The 19198-nt window shown below is 67.2% G+C and carries 19 protein-coding genes and 1 tRNA gene; 4 read left to right on the plus strand and 16 right to left on the minus strand.

Annotation, left to right across the window (positions count from 1 at the left end; all coding sequences use genetic code 11):
• Positions 1-178: FHA domain-containing protein (locus tag JOZ00_RS13715; RefSeq protein ID WP_293344525.1), on the plus strand; the 178-nt coding region annotated here is incomplete at its 5' end.
• 3 nt (positions 179-181) lie between these two features.
• Here the strand turns inward: JOZ00_RS13715 and JOZ00_RS13720 are convergent.
• The 3 genes from JOZ00_RS13720 to JOZ00_RS13730 are packed head-to-tail and all read right to left on the minus strand — an operon-like array spanning position 182 to position 1610.
• Entirely contained in the window at positions 182-805 is a 624-nt protein-coding gene (locus JOZ00_RS13720) for a maleylpyruvate isomerase family mycothiol-dependent enzyme (RefSeq protein WP_293344500.1), read from the minus strand.
• Positions 802-1290: an SRPBCC family protein gene (locus JOZ00_RS13725; protein WP_293344501.1), complete on the minus strand. Its 489-nt coding sequence runs from the start codon at positions 1288-1290 to the stop codon at positions 802-804. Before JOZ00_RS13725 ends, JOZ00_RS13720 begins: the two co-directional genes overlap by 4 nt.
• Entirely contained in the window at positions 1287-1610 is a 324-nt protein-coding gene (locus JOZ00_RS13730; protein WP_293344502.1) for a metalloregulator ArsR/SmtB family transcription factor, read from the minus strand. Before JOZ00_RS13730 ends, JOZ00_RS13725 begins: the two co-directional genes overlap by 4 nt.
• Before the next feature lie 168 nt (positions 1611-1778).
• Between JOZ00_RS13730 and JOZ00_RS13735 the strand changes: the two genes are divergently transcribed.
• Entirely contained in the window at positions 1779-1994 is a 216-nt protein-coding gene (locus JOZ00_RS13735) for a hypothetical protein (protein ID WP_293344503.1), read from the plus strand.
• A gap of 84 nt (positions 1995-2078) precedes the next feature.
• Here the strand turns inward: JOZ00_RS13735 and JOZ00_RS13740 are convergent, their stop codons facing one another.
• From JOZ00_RS13740 to JOZ00_RS13790, 11 genes are all read right to left on the minus strand, one after another.
• On the minus strand, positions 2079-5336 hold the full coding sequence (locus JOZ00_RS13740) for an arabinosyltransferase domain-containing protein (protein WP_293344504.1): 3258 nt from the start codon (positions 5334-5336) through the stop codon (positions 2079-2081).
• Positions 5333-7261, minus strand: a complete 1929-nt coding sequence (locus tag JOZ00_RS13745; RefSeq protein WP_293344505.1) for a galactan 5-O-arabinofuranosyltransferase — start codon at positions 7259-7261, stop codon at positions 5333-5335. Before JOZ00_RS13745 ends, JOZ00_RS13740 begins: the two co-directional genes overlap by 4 nt.
• 2 nt (positions 7262-7263) lie before the next feature.
• A complete protein-coding gene (locus tag JOZ00_RS13750; RefSeq protein WP_293344506.1) occupies positions 7264-8028 on the minus strand; it encodes a decaprenylphospho-beta-D-erythro-pentofuranosid-2-ulose 2-reductase in 765 nt (254 codons plus the stop codon).
• Entirely contained in the window at positions 8029-9420 is a 1392-nt protein-coding gene (locus JOZ00_RS13755) for an FAD-binding oxidoreductase (protein ID WP_293344507.1), read from the minus strand.
• Positions 9421-9452: 32 nt separating this feature from the next.
• The gene (locus tag JOZ00_RS13760; RefSeq protein WP_293344508.1) at positions 9453-9881 is read right to left on the minus strand and encodes a GtrA family protein; all 429 of its coding nucleotides are present in this window, start codon (positions 9879-9881) and stop codon (positions 9453-9455) included.
• A gap of 41 nt (positions 9882-9922) precedes the next feature.
• A complete protein-coding gene (locus JOZ00_RS13765) occupies positions 9923-10402 on the minus strand; it encodes a GreA/GreB family elongation factor (protein WP_293344509.1) in 480 nt (159 codons plus the stop codon).
• A gap of 100 nt (positions 10403-10502) precedes the next feature.
• Positions 10503-11333 carry an ABC transporter permease gene (locus tag JOZ00_RS13770; RefSeq protein ID WP_293344510.1) on the minus strand — a complete coding sequence of 277 codons (831 nt, stop codon included), beginning with the start codon at positions 11331-11333 and terminating at the stop codon, positions 10503-10505.
• The gene (locus JOZ00_RS13775; protein ID WP_293344511.1) at positions 11330-12256 is read right to left on the minus strand and encodes a glycosyltransferase family 2 protein; all 927 of its coding nucleotides are present in this window, start codon (positions 12254-12256) and stop codon (positions 11330-11332) included. Before JOZ00_RS13775 ends, JOZ00_RS13770 begins: the two co-directional genes overlap by 4 nt.
• Positions 12249-13091 carry an ABC transporter ATP-binding protein gene (locus tag JOZ00_RS13780; protein WP_293344512.1) on the minus strand — a complete coding sequence of 281 codons (843 nt, stop codon included), beginning with the start codon at positions 13089-13091 and terminating at the stop codon, positions 12249-12251. Before JOZ00_RS13780 ends, JOZ00_RS13775 begins: the two co-directional genes overlap by 8 nt.
• 20 nt (positions 13092-13111) lie before the next feature.
• Positions 13112-13561 carry a bacterial proteasome activator family protein gene (locus JOZ00_RS13785; RefSeq protein WP_293344526.1) on the minus strand — a complete coding sequence of 150 codons (450 nt, stop codon included), beginning with the start codon at positions 13559-13561 and terminating at the stop codon, positions 13112-13114.
• 82 nt (positions 13562-13643) lie between these two features.
• Positions 13644-15623: a DUF6541 family protein gene (locus tag JOZ00_RS13790; RefSeq protein WP_293344513.1), complete on the minus strand. Its 1980-nt coding sequence runs from the start codon at positions 15621-15623 to the stop codon at positions 13644-13646.
• 128 nt (positions 15624-15751) lie between these two features.
• Here JOZ00_RS13790 and JOZ00_RS13795 point away from each other — a divergent pair, with 128 nt between their 5' ends.
• On the plus strand, positions 15752-16948 hold the full coding sequence (locus tag JOZ00_RS13795) for a cysteine desulfurase-like protein (RefSeq protein ID WP_293344514.1): 1197 nt from the start codon (positions 15752-15754) through the stop codon (positions 16946-16948).
• Here the strand turns inward: JOZ00_RS13795 and JOZ00_RS13800 are convergent.
• Positions 16945-17919: an NAD(P)H-quinone oxidoreductase gene (locus JOZ00_RS13800; RefSeq protein WP_293344515.1), complete on the minus strand. Its 975-nt coding sequence runs from the start codon at positions 17917-17919 to the stop codon at positions 16945-16947. The two genes, JOZ00_RS13795 and JOZ00_RS13800, sit on opposite strands and share 4 nt — an antisense overlap.
• 56 nt (positions 17920-17975) lie before the next feature.
• Here JOZ00_RS13800 and JOZ00_RS13805 point away from each other — a divergent pair.
• Positions 17976-18062: transfer RNA gene (locus tag JOZ00_RS13805), tRNA-Ser, on the plus strand.
• Between the two features lie 6 nt (positions 18063-18068).
• Here JOZ00_RS13805 and JOZ00_RS13810 read toward each other — a convergent pair.
• Complete coding sequence (locus JOZ00_RS13810) at positions 18069-19187, minus strand: hypothetical protein (protein WP_293344516.1); 1119 nt, start codon at positions 19185-19187, stop codon at positions 18069-18071.
• Positions 19188-19198: the final 11 nt, after the last annotated feature.

Consider the following 19198-nt stretch of genomic DNA (forward strand, 5'->3'; position numbering starts at 1 on the left):
CAGCCGGCATCACGCCGTAATCGTGGACACCGGAACGGGTTTCATGATCACCGACGTGCGGTCGACCAATGGTGTCGAGGTGCAGGGGCAGCGCATTGCGCCCAGGGCCACCCTGACCGACGGGGACCACATCCTGATCGGCAACTCCGAGTTCGTCTTCGAAGTCCTCTCGGCCTGAGGCCTATCCGTTCAACCTGGCGGCCAGCGTGTCCACGCCAGGACCCGCAAGGTCGGCGACCGCCGCGGGTCGCCCGCTCATCGCCATCAGCAGCGCCTCGCCGGGCCCGGTGACCTCGGGTCCGTTGCCATGCGCCCAGTCGACGTCGGCGGCGCGCAGTCGCAGCCCCCGAATCCTGCGTCCCGCACCGAGTCTCGGATTGCCGGGCACCAGGCCCAGGACCCGCTCGAGCCGGTCGGTGGGCACGGTACGCGGCCGGCCGAGGGCGCGGCGGATGTCCTGGTGGTGGATCGTGCCGTCGACGAGCGCGATCATGCCGCCGAAACCCGCTGTCAGGCCGCGTGGTTGGAGATGATGGCGCAAAAACTCGAGTAGCTGCTGCGGACCGAGGGACGAGAACTCGTCGACACCGATCTGGTTGGTGCGCACGATCCAGCCCTTCGCGAACCGCTTCACCAGTTGCGCCGTGCTGAGCTCCTCATAGCTGATCACATGCGCGACAACGTCTTTGACGTTCCACTTGGTACACAAGGTGGGCGCCTCCCAATCCTGCGGCGTCAAAGTGGCCAGGAATTCGGCGAGGTCGGCCCGCTCGGCACGGGCCATGGTCATCAGGTCCGCGGTCATTCCGCGACCTCAGTGCTCATCAGCTGGGTGTAGCGACCAAGGTAAAGCGGCCAGCCCGCGTCGCCGTCGACGCCGTCGGCGAGGGACTGCCATCCCGGACCGTGGCGGTCAAGATGGCGGTGTTCGATCTCGACGAGGGTGCGCTCGGCCGACTGCGCGGTGAAGCGGACTTCGACTTCGCTGGCCTTCCCGGGGTCGGTTTCCAGCTGCCATGTCGCGCCGATGTGCCACGCGAAGACCAGGCGCCGCGGCGGTTCGAAGGCCAGGATGCGCGCCCACCGGCAGACGCTGCCGTCGACGCCGCGGTCGTAGATGTCGCCTCCCACCCGGGGTTCCAGCACCGTCTCGGCGATCGGGACCGCCAACAGGTTGTGGTCGCGGGGTTTGATGGCCCCGAATTGATCGGTGAAGACGGCGAACGCGCGCTCGATGGGTGCGTTGACCACCACGTGGTGCGCGACGTTCGGGGTTCGCTGCGGCGTCATAGGGCTTCTCCCTTGCTCTCGTCGATGGTCTGGGCGTAGTTGGTGAGCGCTTGCGTCCAGAACCGGTCGAGGTCGGCACGTAGGGCCTCGAGACCGGTCGGGTCGAGCTGGTAGACCCGCCGGGTTCCCGCGGCGCGGTCGCGCACCAGCCCGGCGGACTTGAGCACCTTGAGGTGTTGGGACACCGCGGGCCGGCTCACGGGCAGGTCGCGGGCCAGTTCACCGACCGCCAGCGGACCGTGGGCGAGCCGCTCCACGATGGCCCGTCGCGTGCCGTCGCCCAGGGCCAGCCAGGCGTTATCGCTTCGGTAAGCGGCCACGAACTGTAAGTGTAGGCTTACGGAGCTTGCGATCCAATAGGCCCACTGCGTGGGACGCAAGAATTTCGCAAGAATCTCTAGACCATCTAGCAAGCGGGCTGTCGCAACCTTGTGTTGTCGGTCATCGGGGCCGACCCAAGATAAATACGGCAGATAGGAATCACCACCATGAAGGACATGAAGGTCTCCAAGCTTCGCGTCGCCGCGGGCGTCGGGCTGACCACCATCGGTCTGTCACTCGCCGGGTCCCTGATGCCGGCCGTCGCCTCCGCGAGCCCCTACGTTCCGCACAGCGGTCCGTTACACCCGATTCGCCACTACGCCGCGAACTTCATCAACCCCGGCTGGGCGATCACCCACCCGCTTCGCTCCAGCCTTCCGTGACCCTGAGGTCGCTTGCACGAAACAATCTGCCCCGCTTCCGGTTTGAAGAAGCGGGGCAGATTCGTTGTTGCGGCAGTCTGGACGTCAGTGTCGCAGCGGCGCGGGGTTCCACAGGCCGCTGCGCGTCGCCACCCCCAACTGCAACTGAGCGGGCTGGGCGTCGGGGTAGTACGGCGTCAACCGCTGTAACGAGCCCCAGTCCCGCGACCAGTCTTCCTTCAGATAGGTGGCGATGGTGGTCGCCTTCAACAGCAATTCGGTGACGCCCAGCGGGCCGCCGCCGTTGTTGTCCATCACCGGGGAGTTGGCCTCGGCGCCGAACCGGTCGGGCAGGATGCGCCATTTCGGCGCCTCGTCGACGCCGTTCTGATGACCGAACGGCCGCTGGCACGGGAATGCCAGTCCGACAAGCCAATCCAAGAACACCGGGTCGACGGAGCCCACCACGTCCTGCAGCGTGCTCAGTTGCGGAATCCGCGGCGGAGTGAGCGCGATCCAGTGCTGCGGAGCCAGGTCTTCGTCGTTGGCGACCAGGCGGACCTGGGTCGCGTTGCTCGGGATCGCCGAGCGCGCCAGCCGCAGGTTACGCCAGGCCGGCGACGCCCCGACGTCCGAGAACTGCAGTGAGCCACCGGATTTCCCGGCGGCCGCCTCGTCGTCGGTGGCCCATTGCAGCTGCACCTCGTGGGCGTCGAACCGGCCCGCGGCCGACACGACCATCAGCGGCCGGGCCTGGTCGCGGGCGGGCAGTCGATACCAGCCCGACCGCAGCCGGGCGACGACCTGAACACCCGACCGCCAACTTCCCAGCACCGGCGTGCGGGCGGGGTCGAGGTTGTAGGGCAGCGCGGCGGGCGAGCCGTTGATCCCCGGTGCCTGGGTGGTGCCGCCCTCGGTGCCGGCCTGATTGGTGGTCGCGGTCTTGTCCTCGTCGTTGACGAAGCTGCGGTCGCCCGGGCGTTCCATCACCGGGTCGGCGCGGACGTCAGCGGGAATGCCGTTGGGGGTGAAGGCTTCCGACAACCCGGCTCCCAGCGCGTCGGCCACCGGCCCCGTCACCGGCGAGAGCATGCCGATGTTGGGATCCTGCTCCACCAGCACGTCTTCGGCCAGTCCGCAGGACTTACCGGCCAGCGCCTCGAGGTTCGACCGGCCCACCGACCACGCCGGATACTGCCCGGTCATCGCCAGGGTCAGCGATGCCACCTCGAAGACAACCAGCAGCCAGGTGGCAACCGCCAACGGAGACTGGATGATTCGTTCGGCCCGCGTGCCGTTCGGGGTCCCCGAGTCGGTGGCAACGAAGTGGAACCACGCCCCCAACAACAACACCACTACGGTCAGGCCCAGCAGTGCCGTCGCAAACGCGTAGTGCCAGGCGGGAAATTCGTTCGACCAAGGCACCCCGAAATTTGACACGTACCACCAGCCGTTGACGCTGGCGAAGGACAGCGCCACCAGAAACAGCACGACGGCGGCGAACACGGTGCGGTTGCGTCGCGACCGCATGGCCCCGGCGGTGACCGCGACCGCGGCCAGCGCGCCCAGTGATCCGGCCAGGCCCGCGAACACCCCGAAGTGGTGCGTCCACTTGGTGGGGGTGAACATCATCGCCAGGAACGAAATGATGGTGATGCCCATGATGCGCAGACTCGGTCCGCTGGCGGTGCCCGGAATTCGGCCCTTGCGCAACGACATTGCCACCGAGATGCCGAGCGCGAGCAGCAGCGCCAGGACGGCGAAGCGCCGGGCGACCGACCCGTCCGGGCTGGCCATGAACAGCCGCTCGTAGCGGATGTGTTCGTCGAACCAGCTCAGGCTCGGCCCGACGGCCCGCTTGAGGGCGGTGGCCTGGATCTCGCCGGCCAGGGTCTGGTCGCGGAAGATCAGGATGATCGTGACGGTGGCCGCGGCGAGCAAGGGCGCCACCAGTGGCAGCGCGCCGAACCGCTTGTATCTGCGGTGCAGGATGGTGCGCAGCGGGCCGATCGCCACCAGCAGCGCACCGATCGAGGCGATCCCCGTGGGCCCCGAGAACAGGGTCAGCGCGCCGATGATGCAGGCGATCGCGACCGGCAGCAGCCTGCTGGTGGCCACCGCCCGTTCCACCGAGCACCAGGTCAGCAGGATGCCCAGCGCGATGATCGGCTCGGGCCGCAGGCCGTTGTCCAGCGGCAGCCACACGGCGAGGAACATGCCCGCCGCCGTCCATGCCGCGGCGCGGTTCTTCTTGACCGCGTCGCCCAGGCGGGGGATGACTTCACGGCTGATCGCCCACCAGCAGGTCAGCGCCATCACCAAGGTGGGCAGCCGCATCCAGACGCTGGATGTGCTGACGTGCGCCCACAGCGCGAGCAGGTCGTAGTACCAGCCGAACGGGGCCTCGGGCGTGCCGATCCACCGGTAGTAGTTGGCCATGTAGCCGGCGTGCTCGGACACCCGGGCCATGGTCAGGATGTAGCCGTCGTCGGAGGTGTTGGCGCCGACGAAATGCCACCACGTCAGCACGGCGATGACGAGGGCGTCCAGCCCGCCGATCGACCACCAGCGCGGCGGCAGGAAGCGGCGGTGCCGGGTGCCGTCGGCGGTGTCGAGCACGTGCAGCGCCGCCAGCGCGGCGACGGTCAGCACCACCCCGAGGATCATCGCGGCCAGCTTCAGCGTGGTGGGGCTGCTGCTGTAGCGGGTGTCGATGGTCGCCGAGAAGCTCAGGCCCGGGGGCGTCAGTCCAGCCAGGTCGGTGAACACGCCGACGATCTGCGGGCGGAAGTCGTAGCCACTGCGCTCGCCGCGCAGGGGTGAGCCGGGGTGCTCCGCGTTCGGTCCTTGCGTCAGCCCGACGAATTCGGCGGTGACCCGGTCGGCGTGGGCGGTGAAGGTCAGCCGCTGGCATGCCGGGCTGAGGACCTGGCTCAGCGGGGCGCTGACCACCGGAACGTTGCGCACCACGAGCACCAGCTCGTCGTTGGCGCGCAGGATGAGCAGCCCGCGGTCGACGGCCTTGGGGGCCTGTTTGGGCACAGTCGACAGCAGCACCGTCTTGGACGCGTTCTGCGGGCCGGCCAATCCGGCGGCGGCCTGGCACGGGATGGTGACGTTCAGCTCGGTGGCGACGTACCCGATCAGCGGCGCCTCGACGCTGTTGAACGTGCCGTTCTGGGGCCAGTTCAGGTGCGCGGTGGTCTGGTTGACCGGCAGCAGCGGGGTGGCGATCGCCAGCAGGGCTCCGAGTAGACCGGCGACGGTAGCGACCAGCCGGGCGATCCGGTGGTTTCCTTCCGTGTCGTTCACGGAGCTAGATGCTAGTTCTTCGGCCGTCTGCCGCGAGGTGTCGGTGCTCATCGGCCGCTCGCCACGGGCTGGGCCGCCGGCTTGCGCACGGCCAGGACGAACGGACCGACGCTCTGGACGGCGAAAGCCGGGCTGTCGAACAGGGCGCCACGCAGATCGACGGTGTAGCGGCGCACGTTGGGCTGGTTGGGATACACGTCCTCGGCCAGCCGAAGGGTGTAGTTGCCTACTGCGCCGCGCCGCATCAGGAAGACCGTCGGGGGCGGCCACGGGCAGGTGTCCAGGGCGTGGATCAACTCGTCGGCGGTCTTGAGCGTGGCCCACTTGTTGATCTGCGCGGCGCGCAGGTCGAACTGCGCGAGCGGGTTGGCGTAGTGCGACGTCAGTCCCTGGAATCCCCAGTAGGGGTAAAAGGACAGGAAGCTGTAGTCAGCGGTCATCACCACGGTCTGGTTGCGGGGCTTGCCGGTCTCCCGCACGATCGCGGCGTCGATGGTGGGGTAGAACTTCTCCGAGCTGGGCGGCCGCCGGTCGCCGCGCTGCCCGCCGCCGTCGGTGTCGGTGTAGGCGATGGTGAGGTCCGGCCGCAGCACGTCGGGGATGTCCTGGCTGAACGCGATCGCGGCGGCCAGGCCGATGGCACCCGCTACCGGGACGATCGACCGTTGCGCCCCCCGGCTCCAGTCGCGGTCGACGGCTCGCGCGGTTAGCGCCCGGGTGGCTTCCAGGAAGCCGAACACACCGGCGACGACCAGCAGCACGGTCAGCGTCGGCTGCAGCCGGAACGACAACAGCGTCGTGCGCGCCAGCGTGGTCAGCATCGACAACAGCGACCACAGGTAGACGGCCAGCACGCCGATCGTCAGTGCCGCCGCCCGCACCGACGAGCCGGCGCGCACCGCCAGCCACAGCGTGCCCACCATGCAGACCGTTCCGAGCAGCGAGAACTGCAGCATCGGGAAGGTCAGCACGGCGCCGTCGGCCGGCAGGTAGTGGTTGGCGCTACCGGTGTTGCTGATCGGGCTGTGCGCCGCCCGCAGCAGAAACGGTGTCCAGGTGATGGCGCCGATCGCCGCCGCGAGGACGGCGACGACGGCCAGCCGCCGCAGCGGATCGAATGTGGCCTTGACGCCGCTAGCCCGCCAGCGCGCCGCGGCCAGCCCGCATCCCATCAATGCGAGCGTGAAGGCGCTGAAAGCGAACAGCAGCGGGTACCAGGTGGCCGTCCAGCCGAGGAACAACCCGGTGCCGACCACCGCCGCCCAGCCGCCCGACCGCGCGCCACCGCGCAGGCCCGACCACGCAAGCACCAGCACTGGCGGCAGCAGCACCGTGATCATCGCCGAGTACGGCTCGGGCGAGCTGTAGGCCAACGCGACCGCCGCGGATGCGGTGGTGACGGTCAGCGCGTATTCGAAGCGGACCAACCGCCCCCACAACACCAGGGCGACCGCGACGGCGACGGTGATCGAGGTGATGGCCCACGGCTTGAAGATCTCCCAGGCCGGTGTCCCGCTGAGCGCCGCGGCGCGCCCGCCGATCCAGAACCAGCCCGGCGGATAGTAGGGCGGCAGCCCGATGTAGGTCATGTCCGCCAGGGCTGGGCTGTCGGCGAGCCGGGTCAGGTACTCGGTGCGGAACTGCTGGTCGACGGAGATGCCGAACAGATACAGCTTGGTCGCCCCGAGCGGCATGCCCAGCGTGACGACGGTGAACGCGGACACGAAGACCAGGCCGCCGAGCTGTGCCGCCAGCCGGCCACGGGGACGGGTGGAACGCCGCCACAGCCAGCCGACCGCGACCAGACCGGCCAGGCAGCCGACCTGCCCGACGGTGGTCAGCGCGTGCAGCTGGTTGGACGACGGGAAGGCGGGCCATTGAACGCGGGCGATGGCCGTCAGCGACAGCACCGCGACAACAACGGCCACCATCGCCGCAACTGCCATCTGGCCCAGGGCGGCCAGCGCGTTACGCATGATCAGATTGGCAACTTGCGGAAGATTGTCCGCGGGATGTGTCGCAACACGATCATCACGTACCGGAATGCTGCTGGGGCCCAAACCAATTCCTTACCTTTTGCGGCCGAGGTCACCGCGAGGTTGGCGACGTACTCCTTATCGACGGTCAGCGGCGCTTCCTTGACGTGCGCGCTCATCCGGGTACGTACCTGGCCGGGCCGGATCACCAGAACACGAACGCCGAACTCGCGCAACGCTTCTGCCAATCCGAGATAGAAACCGTCGAGCCCCGCTTTGGTGGAGCCGTAGACGAAGTTGGACCGCCGCACCCGCTCCCCGGCCACGGTGCTCATCGCGATGATCTGGCCGAAGCCCTGAGCACGCATCTTCTCGCCCAGCAACACGCCCACCGAAACAGCGGCGGTGTAGTTGATCTCGGCGGCCAGCACGGCCTTGCGCTGGTTCTGCCACAGCTCCTCGGCGTCGCCGAGGATGCCGAACGCGACGATCACCACGTCGACATCGCCGTCGGCGAATGCCTCGTCGATCATCTTGGGGTGGCTGTCGGGGTCGGTGGCCTCGAAGTCGATCAGCTGCACCGACTTCGCGCCGGCCGCCTTCATCTGGGCCACCGCGTCGTCGCGGCCCGGGTCATTGGGCATGGCGGCCAGCACAATCCGCGCGTGGGCGTTCTTCAGGTAGCGCTCACAGATGGCGAGCCCGATCTCGGAGGTACCGCCCAGCAGCAGGATGGTCTGCGGATTTCCTACGGCATCGAGCACCATTTAGAGCAACTCCAAACGTCGGGCCATGTCGGACGCGAACACCCGTTCGGGGTCCGCCCTGCGGCGCACCGCAATCCACTCGTCGATGCGCGGGTACATGGCGTGGAAGGTGTCGGCGTTCACCCGGGAGTCCTTGGCGGTGTACACCCGCCCGCCGAATTCCAGTACGCGACGGTCGAGTTCGTTGAGAAACTCGTTGATCCCCGGCTTGTTGGGGAAATCCATCGCGACGTTCCAGCCCGCCATCGGGAAACTCAGCGGTGCGCGGTTGCCGGGGCCGAAGAGCTTGAAGACGTTCAACGCCGAGTAGTGGCCGCTGGTCTGAATCCAGCGGATGATGGCCTTGAACTCGTCCATCGCGTCGGGCGGGACCAGGAACTGATGTTGGGCGAAACCGCTTGGCCCGTAAGCATTGTTCCAGCCGCTGACCAGATCGAGCATGTGATAGAACTGCGACAGATTCTGGATCTTGCCGGTGTAGGTTCCGCCCAGCCGGTAATAGATCTCGCCGATAGCCATGAACGACAGTTTGTTCAGCGCGCTGATCGGAAATATGTCCGGCACCGTCAACAGCTGCGGCGCATCGAATTTCAGCGGATCCTTGGCCAGCTTCTTGGGCAGCTGGTCCAGCGTCGCCAGGCTGCCCCGGCTGACCGCGGCCCGCCCGAGTTTCGGCGGCGGACTGATCAGGTCGAACCAGGCGCTGGAGTAGGTGTAGTTGCTTTCGCTGCCGTCGAGGTGAACGGCGACCGTCTCGTCGAGGTCCTTGGTGGCGACGCCGTCGGCGATGAAGTACGCGGTCTCGGTCGGCGTCATCGCGATGGTGGCGCGCAAGACGATGCCCGTCAGCCCGTTACCGCCGACGGTGGCCCAGAACAGCTCGGCGTCGCTTCCGTCGGGCGTGATCGTGCGGACCGTGCCGTCGGCCATCAGCAGGTCCATGCTGCGCACGTGGTTGCCGAAGCTGCCCGCGCTGTGGTGGTTCTTGCCGTGGATGTCGCAGGCGATCGCGCCCCCGACGGTGACCTGGCGGGTTCCCGGCAGCACCGGAACCCATAGCCCGAACGGCAGCGCCGCCTTCATCAACTGGTCCAGGCTGACGCCGGCGTCAACATCGACCAGCCGGGTGTCGGCGCTGATCGAGTGGATGCGATTGAGCCCGGTCATGTCGATCACCAGGCCGCCGCCGTTTTGCGCGTTGTCGCCGTAGGACCGGCCCAGCCCGCGCGCGATGACGCCCCGCCCCTTGTGACCGGCCGTGTCGGCGACCTGGGCGACGGCCTTGGCGATGACCTCGGGATCGCGGGTGGAGAGCACCTGGGCCACCGACGGCGCGGTGCGGCCAAAGCCCATCAGCCGGGTGGTGGTGGTCGGTACATCGGTGCTCAACATCGTCAAAGAGGGTACCGCTTGCAGAACACGGCTCAGCGGATGCGGAAGATTACCGCCCGTTGCACGACGAAGTTGATCACCGTCGCGGTGCCCTGCGCGATCACGAAGGCGACGATGGGAGCCCACCCCCGGTAGTGCAGAAGCACCAGGCACAGATGGTTGAGACCGACCTGCACGGCGAAGGTGATGGCGTAGAGAACCATGACCGCGACGAACCGGGCGGTGCTGGGAGCCGCCTGGAAGGTCCACCGACGGTTGATCAGGTAGGCCGTGATGGTGCCGACGATGAAGCTGGTGGCCTTGGACGCGTCGACCTGGACGCCCACGACCTTCCAGAGCAGCATGTAGAGGCTGAAGTCAACCACCGCCGACAGACCGCCGGTCACGACGAAACGCGTGACCTGCGTGGTCAGGCTCAACTGCGAGACCTGCGGCGCGGAATCGGGCAGCGGGGCAACCATTATGCGGAGTCTAACGGTGGCTCCCCGCGTTCCAGGGGGCGCTACTTGGGCAGTTTGACCGAGATCAGTTCGACCTGGTTCTCACCCTGCGGGGTCGAGTAGGTCACGGTGTCGCCCGCCCGACGGCCGGCGAGGGCCTTGGCCAACGGGCTGCGCGCGGTCAGCGTCTCGGCTTCCCGGCCGACGGGTGTCTCCTCGACGATCGAGATCACATGCATCGTGACGACCTCACCGTCGGGGAATCGCAGCGTCACCTCGGTGCCACCGGGCAGCGTCGCCGACTCCGGTGAGTCCGACGGCCCGGCGCGCAACCGCCGGTCCAGTTCGTTGATCCGGTCGGTCAGGACAACCAGCTCGTCGGCGCGCTGGATCGCCTCGGCCGCGTCGCCGTGGTCGCCCACCATGCCGCGGTCGTTCTTGACTTCGGTTTCCAGACGATCACGCCGCTGCCGTAGCCGGTCCAGTTCCGCGGCCAGATTCTCCCGCGCCGTATCCGCCGCCGATTGGGCTTTCTTGCTCACGTCCGTGGACCTTTCGCCCCGTTTGTCTGGATGGCGTATCAGTGTTGCACCACCGCGGGGCCGCCGCTACCACCAATTTCAGTGATCCGGTCGGCCGGGGTTACACCCAGTAGGGCACCCGGGCCCGGTATTGCCGCATCGCGAAGGCCGCCAGCACCCACCCGACGGCCGTCAGCACCAGCACCACTTCCCAATGCCGCAGTTCCTGGTGCGCGCCCAGCAGCGGGGAACGAACGATGTCGAGGTAGTGCAGCAGCGGGTTGAGTTCCACGATGCTCGACCATCGCCCGGCGCCCTGCTGCCGCAAGGTGTCGTCGTTCCAGATGATCGGCGTCATGAAGAACAGCAGCTGCACGATCGACAACAGCAGTGGACCGATATCGCGGTAGCGGGTCGCCAGGATGCCGAAACACAGTGACACCCATATGCAGTTGAGCACGATCAGTCCCAACGCGGGGATGACCGACAGGTCGGCCCACGACCACGGCTTTGGATAGATCATCGCGACGACGAAATAGATGACGATGTTGTGCGCGAACAACAGCAGCTGCCGCCACACCAGCCGGTAGACGTGCACGCTCAGCGGCGTCGGCAATTGCTTGATCAGTCCCTCGTTGGCGACGAACACGTCGGCGCCCTCGAGGATGGACGCATTGATCAGGTTCCAGATGATCAGCCCCAGCGTCACATACGGCAGATGCACGGACAGCTCGAGGTGAAACAGCTTGGAATACAAGCCACCCATCGCGACGGCCGTCGTTCCTGTGGCGATGGTGATCCAGAACGGGCCGAGGACCGAGCGGCGGTACCGCTGCTTGATGTCCTGCCAGCCCAGATGCAGCCACAGCTCATGACGGCGGAACCCGTCGGCCAGATCACCTCGGGCGCGGGTGAAGGTCCGCGACTGTGCAGCCGCGTCGATGAACGTCACGCCGCTCCTCCTGGCTTCCCGAATTGCTCGCGACGCCCCAAGCGGCGCAACCGAATCCACTCCAACAGTCCCTTGGGGTCGCGGCGGGTCACCAGGAAGAACCAGCCGAACCGCACCCACTCCTGGAACAGCAGCTTGCGCAGACCGGGCTGCGCCATCAGGTAGCCACGGTTGCGGTAGGTGTAGAACCGCTTGGTGGCGTTGTCGGGATATTGGGTGTGCATCCGTCCGCCCAGGATCGGCCGGAATTCGGCGGATCCGCAGGGGTGCAGATAGATCGCGTCGAGGCAGGTGCCGAACGGCAGGCCCGAGCGCACCAGTCGCCGGTGCATCTCCACCTCGTCGCCGCGGATGAACAGCCGCAGGTCCGGCACACCGATCGATTCCAGGGTGGACGCCCTGAACAGCGCGCCGTTGAACAGCGACGCTATCCCGGCCAGCAGGTCCTGACCCTCCGCGGTGCGCAATTCGCTTGTCTGCCTGCGCCATACCAGGCCGCGACGCAGCGGAAAGGCCAGCCGGTCCGGGTCGTCCATGTTGCACACCATCGGCGATACCTCGGCCAGGCCGTGCTTTTGGGCACAGGCCAGCAGCGTCTGCAGGACGTGGGAGTCCTGTGGGCGTCCGTCATCGTCGGCCAGCCACACCCAGTCGGCGCCCGAAGCCAGCGCGTGCAACATCCCGATGGCGAAACCTCCTGCGCCACCGAGGTTTCGGCGTGAACCCAGGTAGGTGGTGGGAATCGGCTGCCCGTCGACCAGATCGCGGACGCGGTTGGAGCCCCCTTGATCGCCCGAAAAGTCGTTGTCCACCACGATGAGGTGATCGGGCAACCGGGTTTGGGTGCTCAGCACATCGAGCGACTTGGCCAGCTCATCGGGACGCCGGTGCGTGACGACGACGGCGTAGACGGACTCAGTCATCCCCGGAAGCTCTTTGCGCCAGCGGCTGTCCGGCCTGGGTGCCGCGGGTTTCGTGCAGCACCTCGCGCACATGGCGGGCCGCGTCCTCACCTTCGTAGGCGCGCACGACGTCTTCGATGCCGCCGGTGAGCCGAATCTGTCCGTGGTCGATCCACATCGCGGTCTTGCAGAGCCGGGCCAGGAATTCGTTGGAATGGCTTGCGAAGACCAGGATTCCGGAACGCTCAACCAGGCTTTGCAACCGCGACTGGGCCTTCTTGAGGAAGTCGGCGTCCACCGCGCCGATCCCTTCGTCGAGCAGCAGGATCTCGGGGTCGATGCTGGTGACCACGCCCATCGCCAGCCGCACCCGCATGCCGGTGGAGTAGGTGCGCAGCGGCATCGACAAGTAGTCACCCAGCTCGGTGAACTCCGCGATCTCATCCACCTTGGACTGCATCTGCTTTCGGGTCTGTCCGAGGAACAGGCCGCGAATGATGATGTTCTCGTAGCCGGAGATCTCAGGGTCCATGCCGACCCCGAGGTCGAAGACCGGCGCGACCCGACCGGTGACTGTAGCCCAGCCCCGCGTCGGCTCGTAGATGCCCGAAAGTAGGCGCAGCAGAGTCGATTTCCCGGCCCCGTTATGGCCGACCAGACCGACGCGGTCGCCCAGCTCGAGGGACATCGAGATGTCCCGCAATGCCTCGATGACGACCACGTTGGAGCTGTTGCGACCGATCGTGCCGCCCGCCTTACCCAGGAAGGCCTTCTTCAAGGAGCGTGACTTGGCGTCGAAGATGGGAAATTCCACCCACGCGTTATGTGTCTCGATATGGGGACCAGAACCCGGCACTGTGAACTACTTGCCTCTGCTTAGAGGTATTGACCGTGTCCGGGGGCGCCGCCCGCCTTGCCCAGGCCCGGGGGGAGCGCACCCTGGCGCATCTTCTCCAGCTGAGCCCGAGCGGCCATCTGCTGGGCGAACAGCGCGGTCTGGATGCCGTGGAACAGTCCTTCCAGCCAGCCCACCAACTGCGCCTGCGCGATGCGCAGTTCGGCGTCGGACGGCACCGCGTCCTCGTTGAAGGGCAGCGTGAGGCGGTCGAGTTCCTCTCGAAGTTCGGGCGCCAGGCCCTCTTCCAGCTCCCGGATGCTGGTCGCGTGGATTTCGCGCAGGCGGTTGCGGCTGGCCTCGTCCAGTGGAGCGGCCCGCACCTCCTCCAGCAGCTGCTTGATCATGGTCCCGATCCGCATCACCTTTGCCGGCTGCTCAACCAAGTCGGTCAGGGAGCGCTCATCGGAGTCGTCGTCGGCTACCGACATGATCCGCGGATCAACGCCGCCGATGACCTCGATGCCGTCATCGTCGTTGGGGGTACTCAATCCATCACCGTCCTTTGCGGGCTCACGAGTGTGGCGTCTCGCCACTGCCGCGCCATTCGTAGATCTTCGCTCCGCCGTTGTCGTAGATCAGCGCCCACGACTTCGACTTATCTAGCGACACTAGTCCGTCCGGCGTGCCAAACCCGCGCACGTTCGGTGTGCTGGTCAGGATGTAGCGAATATTCAGCGCTTTGATCGCCTCGAGCACCTTTGGATCCGAATCGCCCTTGCGGGCGGAGGTCCAGAAAATGTATCGGTAGTAGCCAGGGCCCGTCTGCTGTGGGAAGTCGTAGTGGGTCCACAACGGATGCAGATCGGCAACGGCGTACATCCACGCGGTGCCGTCGATGTTCGAGTCGCCGATCAGGGTGTCGTGCGCCCCGGGCTGTTTGGCCAGATAGGCCATGGCCAGCAGGTCGCGCTTGTCGATGATCACCGAGTCGTATTTGTCCCCGAACAGCACCTTGTGCGGCAGGAAGTAGTGCCGGGCCGTGTAGACGCATGCCACCGCCAGCAGGACGGCGGTGGCCGCGATCCATACCGGTCCGGGCAGTTGCCGGAACCGTCCGGTGAGCCGTCTGGCCCCGGCGACCACCAGCACCACGATCGCGAACAACCCGATGCCCGCCATCGGCCCCAACAGCATTGCGACGACTCCGGAGAGTCGCCGCGGGTCGTTGTAGAAGAACTGACTGAATTCTTCGATCGAGTTGCCGATCGGACCTCTGAAGCTCGCCGGCGCCCCCGAATAGACGATCGCCACGATTAGCAGCAGCCACACCGCGGTCGGCCACCAAACCCTCTTGTACAGCAGGATCGCCATGCCAACGGCCGCCAGCACCAGGAGCTTGTACTGGGTCGGAAAGTCGTTGAGGTGGCGGGTGTGCTGTGTGACGGCGTCGATCAGGCCCTGCCTGCCTCCCTTGAAGCTGGGGAACGAATGCCCGGCGATGATGTCGGCCTGCTTGAGCACGCCCAGGAACTGCGGCGCCAAGATCAGCCCGGTCGGCACGGCTACACCGGCCAGCGTCAGCGCGTCGGCGATCCGCCCGCGCACCGGATGCCACACCGCGTCCAACAGCCACCACGCCAGCAGGAACAAGATGACGACGAACCCGCCGGTGAGGTGCACCGACAACACGCCCACCAGCGCCAGCACGGCTAACGGGATGCGGTCGCGATGCCGCAGCGTCGAGGCGATCAGCACGAAGGTCGGGATCGCGATGCCGTAGGCCGCCAGGTTGGGCATCGCGGCGACGCCGAACTCGACGTAGGGCAGCGAGGTGAACGACACCGACAGCGCCGCCGCGGTGGCCGCGGCCCCCGCCGTGCACCACTGGCTGACGCGCGGCCGCAGCAGGTGCCAGGTCAGCATCGCCGCGCTCGACGGGAACAACCAGACAGACGCGGCCACCGAGCTCACCGTGTACCCGGTGGTGGGGGCCGCGCCAGTGAGCTGACAGAAGACGGCGACCAGCGCGTGGAACACCGACGGGTAATACAACGCCTGATGCGTCTCGACATTGCGCAGCTCACCCATGTGGGTGGACGACGCCTGGCCGGTGTCCAATATGAATCGCACCTCGTTGGCGTGCCAGACCGCGTCCCAGGTGCTCGGGATGGTCTGCCAATGCGCCGCCAGGCCGCGGTAGGCCGCCCACATGATCAGCAGCGTCCCCAGCAGCACGCCGGCCGCCACCGTCAGCGCCGGCCAGCGACTCATCGCGCGGGCTTCGGCGGTGGTGTCGCGGTAGCGGGCGAGCAGGAGCTGCAGGACCGTCATCAACAGGCACACCGCGACCAGCGTGGCCAGCGCCGTCCAGCCGTTCCACGGGATCCCGATGGCACCAAACGGAATAATGGCGAGCGCCACCACGCCATAGGTCAACGCCGGGCCCACTGCGACGGCAACTGGCCACGACAACTGACTGATACGTGCGACGGTCGCCCCGGGCGCTATCAGCAAAAACAATGCAACCAGCGTTCCGAACCAGAGCCCCACTCGACTAGTATGGCTGGCCGGGTGCCCTGGCTCGGGAGGCCACCGACTGGCAGGAACGGCTTCCACCTTTCTAGGCACCCGCTACCGTCACAATTTCGCCCAAAAGCGGAAGCTCTAAGGTGGCTTTCATGGCTTATGACGTCGCCCGGGTGCGTGGACTGCATCCGTCCCTGGGTGACGGTTGGGTGCACTTCGATGCGCCGTCCGGGATGTTGATCCCCGATTCCGTCGCGACCACGGTGTCGACCGCGTTCCGCAGGTCCGGCCCCAGCACGGTCGGTGCGCACCCGTCGGCGCAGCGCAGCGCGGCCGTCCTGGAGGCGGCGCGCGCGGCGGTGGCCGATCTGGTGAACGCCGATCCCGCCGGTGTCGTGCTGGGCTCGGACCGCGCGATCCTGTTGTCGTCGCTTGCCGAGGCGTCGTCGTCGCGGGCCGGCCTGGGCTACGAGGTCGTCGTCAGCCGCCTCGACGATGAGGCGAACATCGCGCCGTGGCTGCGCGCGGCCCATCGCTACGGCGCCAAGGTGAAGTGGGCCGAGATCGACATCGAGACCGGCGAGCTGCCGACGTGGCAGTGGGAGGGCCTGATCGGCAAGTCGACCAGACTGGTGGCGGTGGCCTCCGCGTCGGCGACGCTGGGCACGGTCACCGACCTGCGCGCGATGACCAAGCTGGTGCACGACGTCGGGGGGTTGGTGGTCGTCGACCATTCCGCCGCGGCGCCTTACCGGTTGCTCGACGTCAAGGAGACCGACGCCGACGTCGTCGCCGTCAACGCCGCGGCGTGGGGCGGCCCCCCGATCGGTGCGATCGTGTTTCGCGATCCGGTGCTGCTCAACTCGTTCAGCTCGATCTCGACGGACCCCAAGGCCACCGGGCCGGCCCGGCTGGAGACCGGCGCGCACCAGTTCGGCCTGTTGGCCGGAGTGGTCGCCAGCATCGAGTACCTGGCCGCGCTCGACGAGTCCGCTCGCGGCAGTCGGCGCGAACGCCTGTCGGTGTCAATGCAATCCGCCAGTTCGTATCTGAACCGGATCTACGACTACCTGATGGTGTCGCTGCGGTCGTTGCCGTTGGTGATGGTGATCGGCCGTCCCGAGGTGCGAATTCCGGTCGTCAGCTTTGCTTTACACGGTGTTCCCGCCGAACGGGTGGTGCAACGGTTGGCCGACAACGGCATCCTGGCCATCACCAGTGAGAGCTCGCGCGCTCTGGACGTGTTGGGCGTCAACGACATTGGTGGCGCGGTCACCGTGGGGCTGGCGCACTACTCGACGACGGCCGAGGTCGACCAGTTGGTGCGAGCGCTCGCGTCGCTGGGCTAAGCCTTTAGCGTCAGCACGATCTTTCCGTGCACCTCGCCGTCCGCCAGCTTCTGGTGGGCGGCCCCCGCCCGCTGGATCGGAATCCGCTCGCCGATGATCGGCCGCACCCGTCCGTCGGCGATCATCGGCCAGACCGCGTCGGTCACCGCCGCCACGATCTCGCTCTTGCTGTGTGGGCCGCTGGTCGGCCGTCCCCGCAGCGTCGTGCCGATGACGTGCGCCCGCTTGGCCAGCAGCTTGCCGATGTTGAGCTCGCCCTTCAGCCCGCCCTGCATGCCGATGATGACCAGCTGGCCATCGCTGGCAAGCGCGTCGATATTGCGGTCCAGATAGGAGGCGCCCATGATGTCGAAGATCACGTCCGCCCCGCCGGATTCCTGCAGCCGCGCCACGAAGTCCTCGTCGCGGTAGTTGATGGTGATCTCGGCCCCCAGGTCGCGACAGGTCTGCAGCTTCTCCTCCGAGCCCGCCGTGACCGCCACCCGGGCGCCCAGCACCCGGGCCACCTGAATGGCGTGGGTCCCGATGCCGCTGGCCCCGCCGTGCATCAACAGCAACTGGCCTTGGCCCAGGTGGGCCGTCAGCACCAGGTTGGACCACACCGTGCACGCCACCTCTGGCAGCCCGGCGGCGTCGACCAGGTCGACTCCCGACGGGATCGGCATCACCTGGCCGACGGGGACGACGACGTGCTCGGCGTACCCGCCGCCGGCGAGCAGTGCGCAAACGTGTTGTCCGACAGTCCATTCGGTGACGCCGGAGCCGACCTCGGCGACGACGCCCGACACCTCCATGCCGATGATCTCGCTCGCACCCGGCGGCGGCGGATACTTGCCGGCGGCCTGCAACAGGTCGGCCCGGTTCACACCGGCCGCGACGACCTTGATCAGCACCTCGCCGGGCCCGGCGGACACATCCGGCACTTCTTGCCAGGAAAGTTGATCGGAAGATTCGGCGACGATTGCGCGCATGCGGGTCACGCTACTAGGAAGCCGGGCGGGCCACCGACCCCGTTACCCTTATCAGCGGTGGCGTGGCAGAGCGGCCTAATGCACTCGCCTTGAAAGCGAGAGACGGCTAAAACCGTCCGGGGGTTCAAATCCCTCCGCCACCGCTCTCATCAGCCGACGGGCTCGTGCAACGTGGGCGCATAGCGCAGCACCGCGCCCACCCCGTCGACCGGGGCGATGCGCTCGTCGGTGCGAACCAGCGCGGCCCCGATAGAGGTCGCGAACATCGGGAGCGCCTCGTCGGCCCGCAGCGTCTTGGCCGGCGCGGCACCCTGCTCGGATAGCACGTTTTCGTTCTCGGCGATGGTCGTCCGCTCCTCGTCGGAGACGACGGTGGCGTCCTCGATGTCGCCGATGATCAGCGTCTCGACCGCGCCCTGCCGCAGCGCCGAGCACACCGCGCCCAGCCCTTCGGCCGCCAGGCCCGACTGCCGCCCGATCTCGGCGGTGAACCGCCGGGCGACCTCATCGATCGTCCGTAGCTGGCGCTTGAGGAATTCGGCTTCGATGGCCTCCTCGACCTCGTTGAAGTCGTGACCGCTGTGCCGCGCTCCCACTTCAAGGGCAGCGATGCGCTCGTGCAATCGTTCGGGCAGCTCCGCGATCAGATCGGAACGCGATCGGACCTCGCCCACCACGAAGATCACGTCGAACTCATGGTGGTCGACGAGTTCGCTGACGCGGTCGGCGACCGCGCGCAGATTCTTGCGCGCGGCTTCGTCGGTGCGCATCTGGGCGTCACCGTATCCCGCGTTTTCGGCTCCCGCGGCTTTGTGTACCGGGTGCCCGCCGCCGTCGACGGCTTCCGAGCGCAGCCTGCCCCCGACATGGGTGGTGATGTCGGCGCCGGTGTGGTCGACGATCACCAGGACGTAATCCGGATGATCGAAGCTCTGCGCCAGAATCGGGACGATATAAGGCAATTCGGACACTCGGACGACGGTCGCGGGGGTCGGCAACGCCAGATGCTCGTTGATCGCCACGCCGTCGGCACTGGCGATTACCGCTCGACCGCTGCGGCCGACCGGAGGGCGCAGGTCGTTGACGGCGGTTGCGATCTTGCCGATGACCGCTTCGTCTGCGTGCCGGCGTTCGAGTTCCTCGCGGACCGCGCGCAATTTGAGGTCTAGCTGGGCGGCGGCGTCGTGGGTGTCGTGCGAATCGTCGAAGTACACCGAGGCGAACGGCCCCGGGACGTCGAGCAGTTTGCGGAAGCGTTCAGATTCCATGCCTAGTGGGT

Origin of the sequence: Mycobacterium sp., from assembly GCF_019243155.1 — a bacterium.
Lineage (GTDB): Bacteria > Actinomycetota > Actinomycetes > Mycobacteriales > Mycobacteriaceae > Mycobacterium.

Bases quoted from the DNA above. Each gene is read 5' to 3' on its own strand.
- JOZ00_RS13720 (WP_293344500.1), bottom strand. From the start codon at position 805: ATGACCGCGGACCTGATGACCATGGCCCGTGCCGAGCGGGCCGACCTC.
- JOZ00_RS13725 (WP_293344501.1), bottom strand. From the start codon at position 1,290: ATGACGCCGCAGCGAACCCCGAACGTCGCGCACCACGTGGTGGTCAAC.
- JOZ00_RS13735 (WP_293344503.1), top strand. From the start codon at position 1,779: ATGAAGGACATGAAGGTCTCCAAGCTTCGCGTCGCCGCGGGCGTCGGG.
- JOZ00_RS13740 (WP_293344504.1), bottom strand. From the start codon at position 5,336: ATGAGCACCGACACCTCGCGGCAGACGGCCGAAGAACTAGCATCTAGC.
- JOZ00_RS13745 (WP_293344505.1), bottom strand. From the start codon at position 7,261: ATGCGTAACGCGCTGGCCGCCCTGGGCCAGATGGCAGTTGCGGCGATG.
- JOZ00_RS13750 (WP_293344506.1), bottom strand. From the start codon at position 8,028: ATGGTGCTCGATGCCGTAGGAAATCCGCAGACCATCCTGCTGCTGGGC.
- JOZ00_RS13755 (WP_293344507.1), bottom strand. From the start codon at position 9,420: ATGTTGAGCACCGATGTACCGACCACCACCACCCGGCTGATGGGCTTT.
- JOZ00_RS13760 (WP_293344508.1), bottom strand. From the start codon at position 9,881: ATGGTTGCCCCGCTGCCCGATTCCGCGCCGCAGGTCTCGCAGTTGAGC.
- JOZ00_RS13775 (WP_293344511.1), bottom strand. From the start codon at position 12,256: ATGACTGAGTCCGTCTACGCCGTCGTCGTCACGCACCGGCGTCCCGAT.
- JOZ00_RS13785 (WP_293344526.1), bottom strand. From the start codon at position 13,561: ATGTCGGTAGCCGACGACGACTCCGATGAGCGCTCCCTGACCGACTTG.
- JOZ00_RS13795 (WP_293344514.1), top strand. From the start codon at position 15,752: ATGGCTTATGACGTCGCCCGGGTGCGTGGACTGCATCCGTCCCTGGGT.
- JOZ00_RS13800 (WP_293344515.1), bottom strand. From the start codon at position 17,919: ATGCGCGCAATCGTCGCCGAATCTTCCGATCAACTTTCCTGGCAAGAA.
- JOZ00_RS13810 (WP_293344516.1), bottom strand. From the start codon at position 19,187: ATGGAATCTGAACGCTTCCGCAAACTGCTCGACGTCCCGGGGCCGTTC.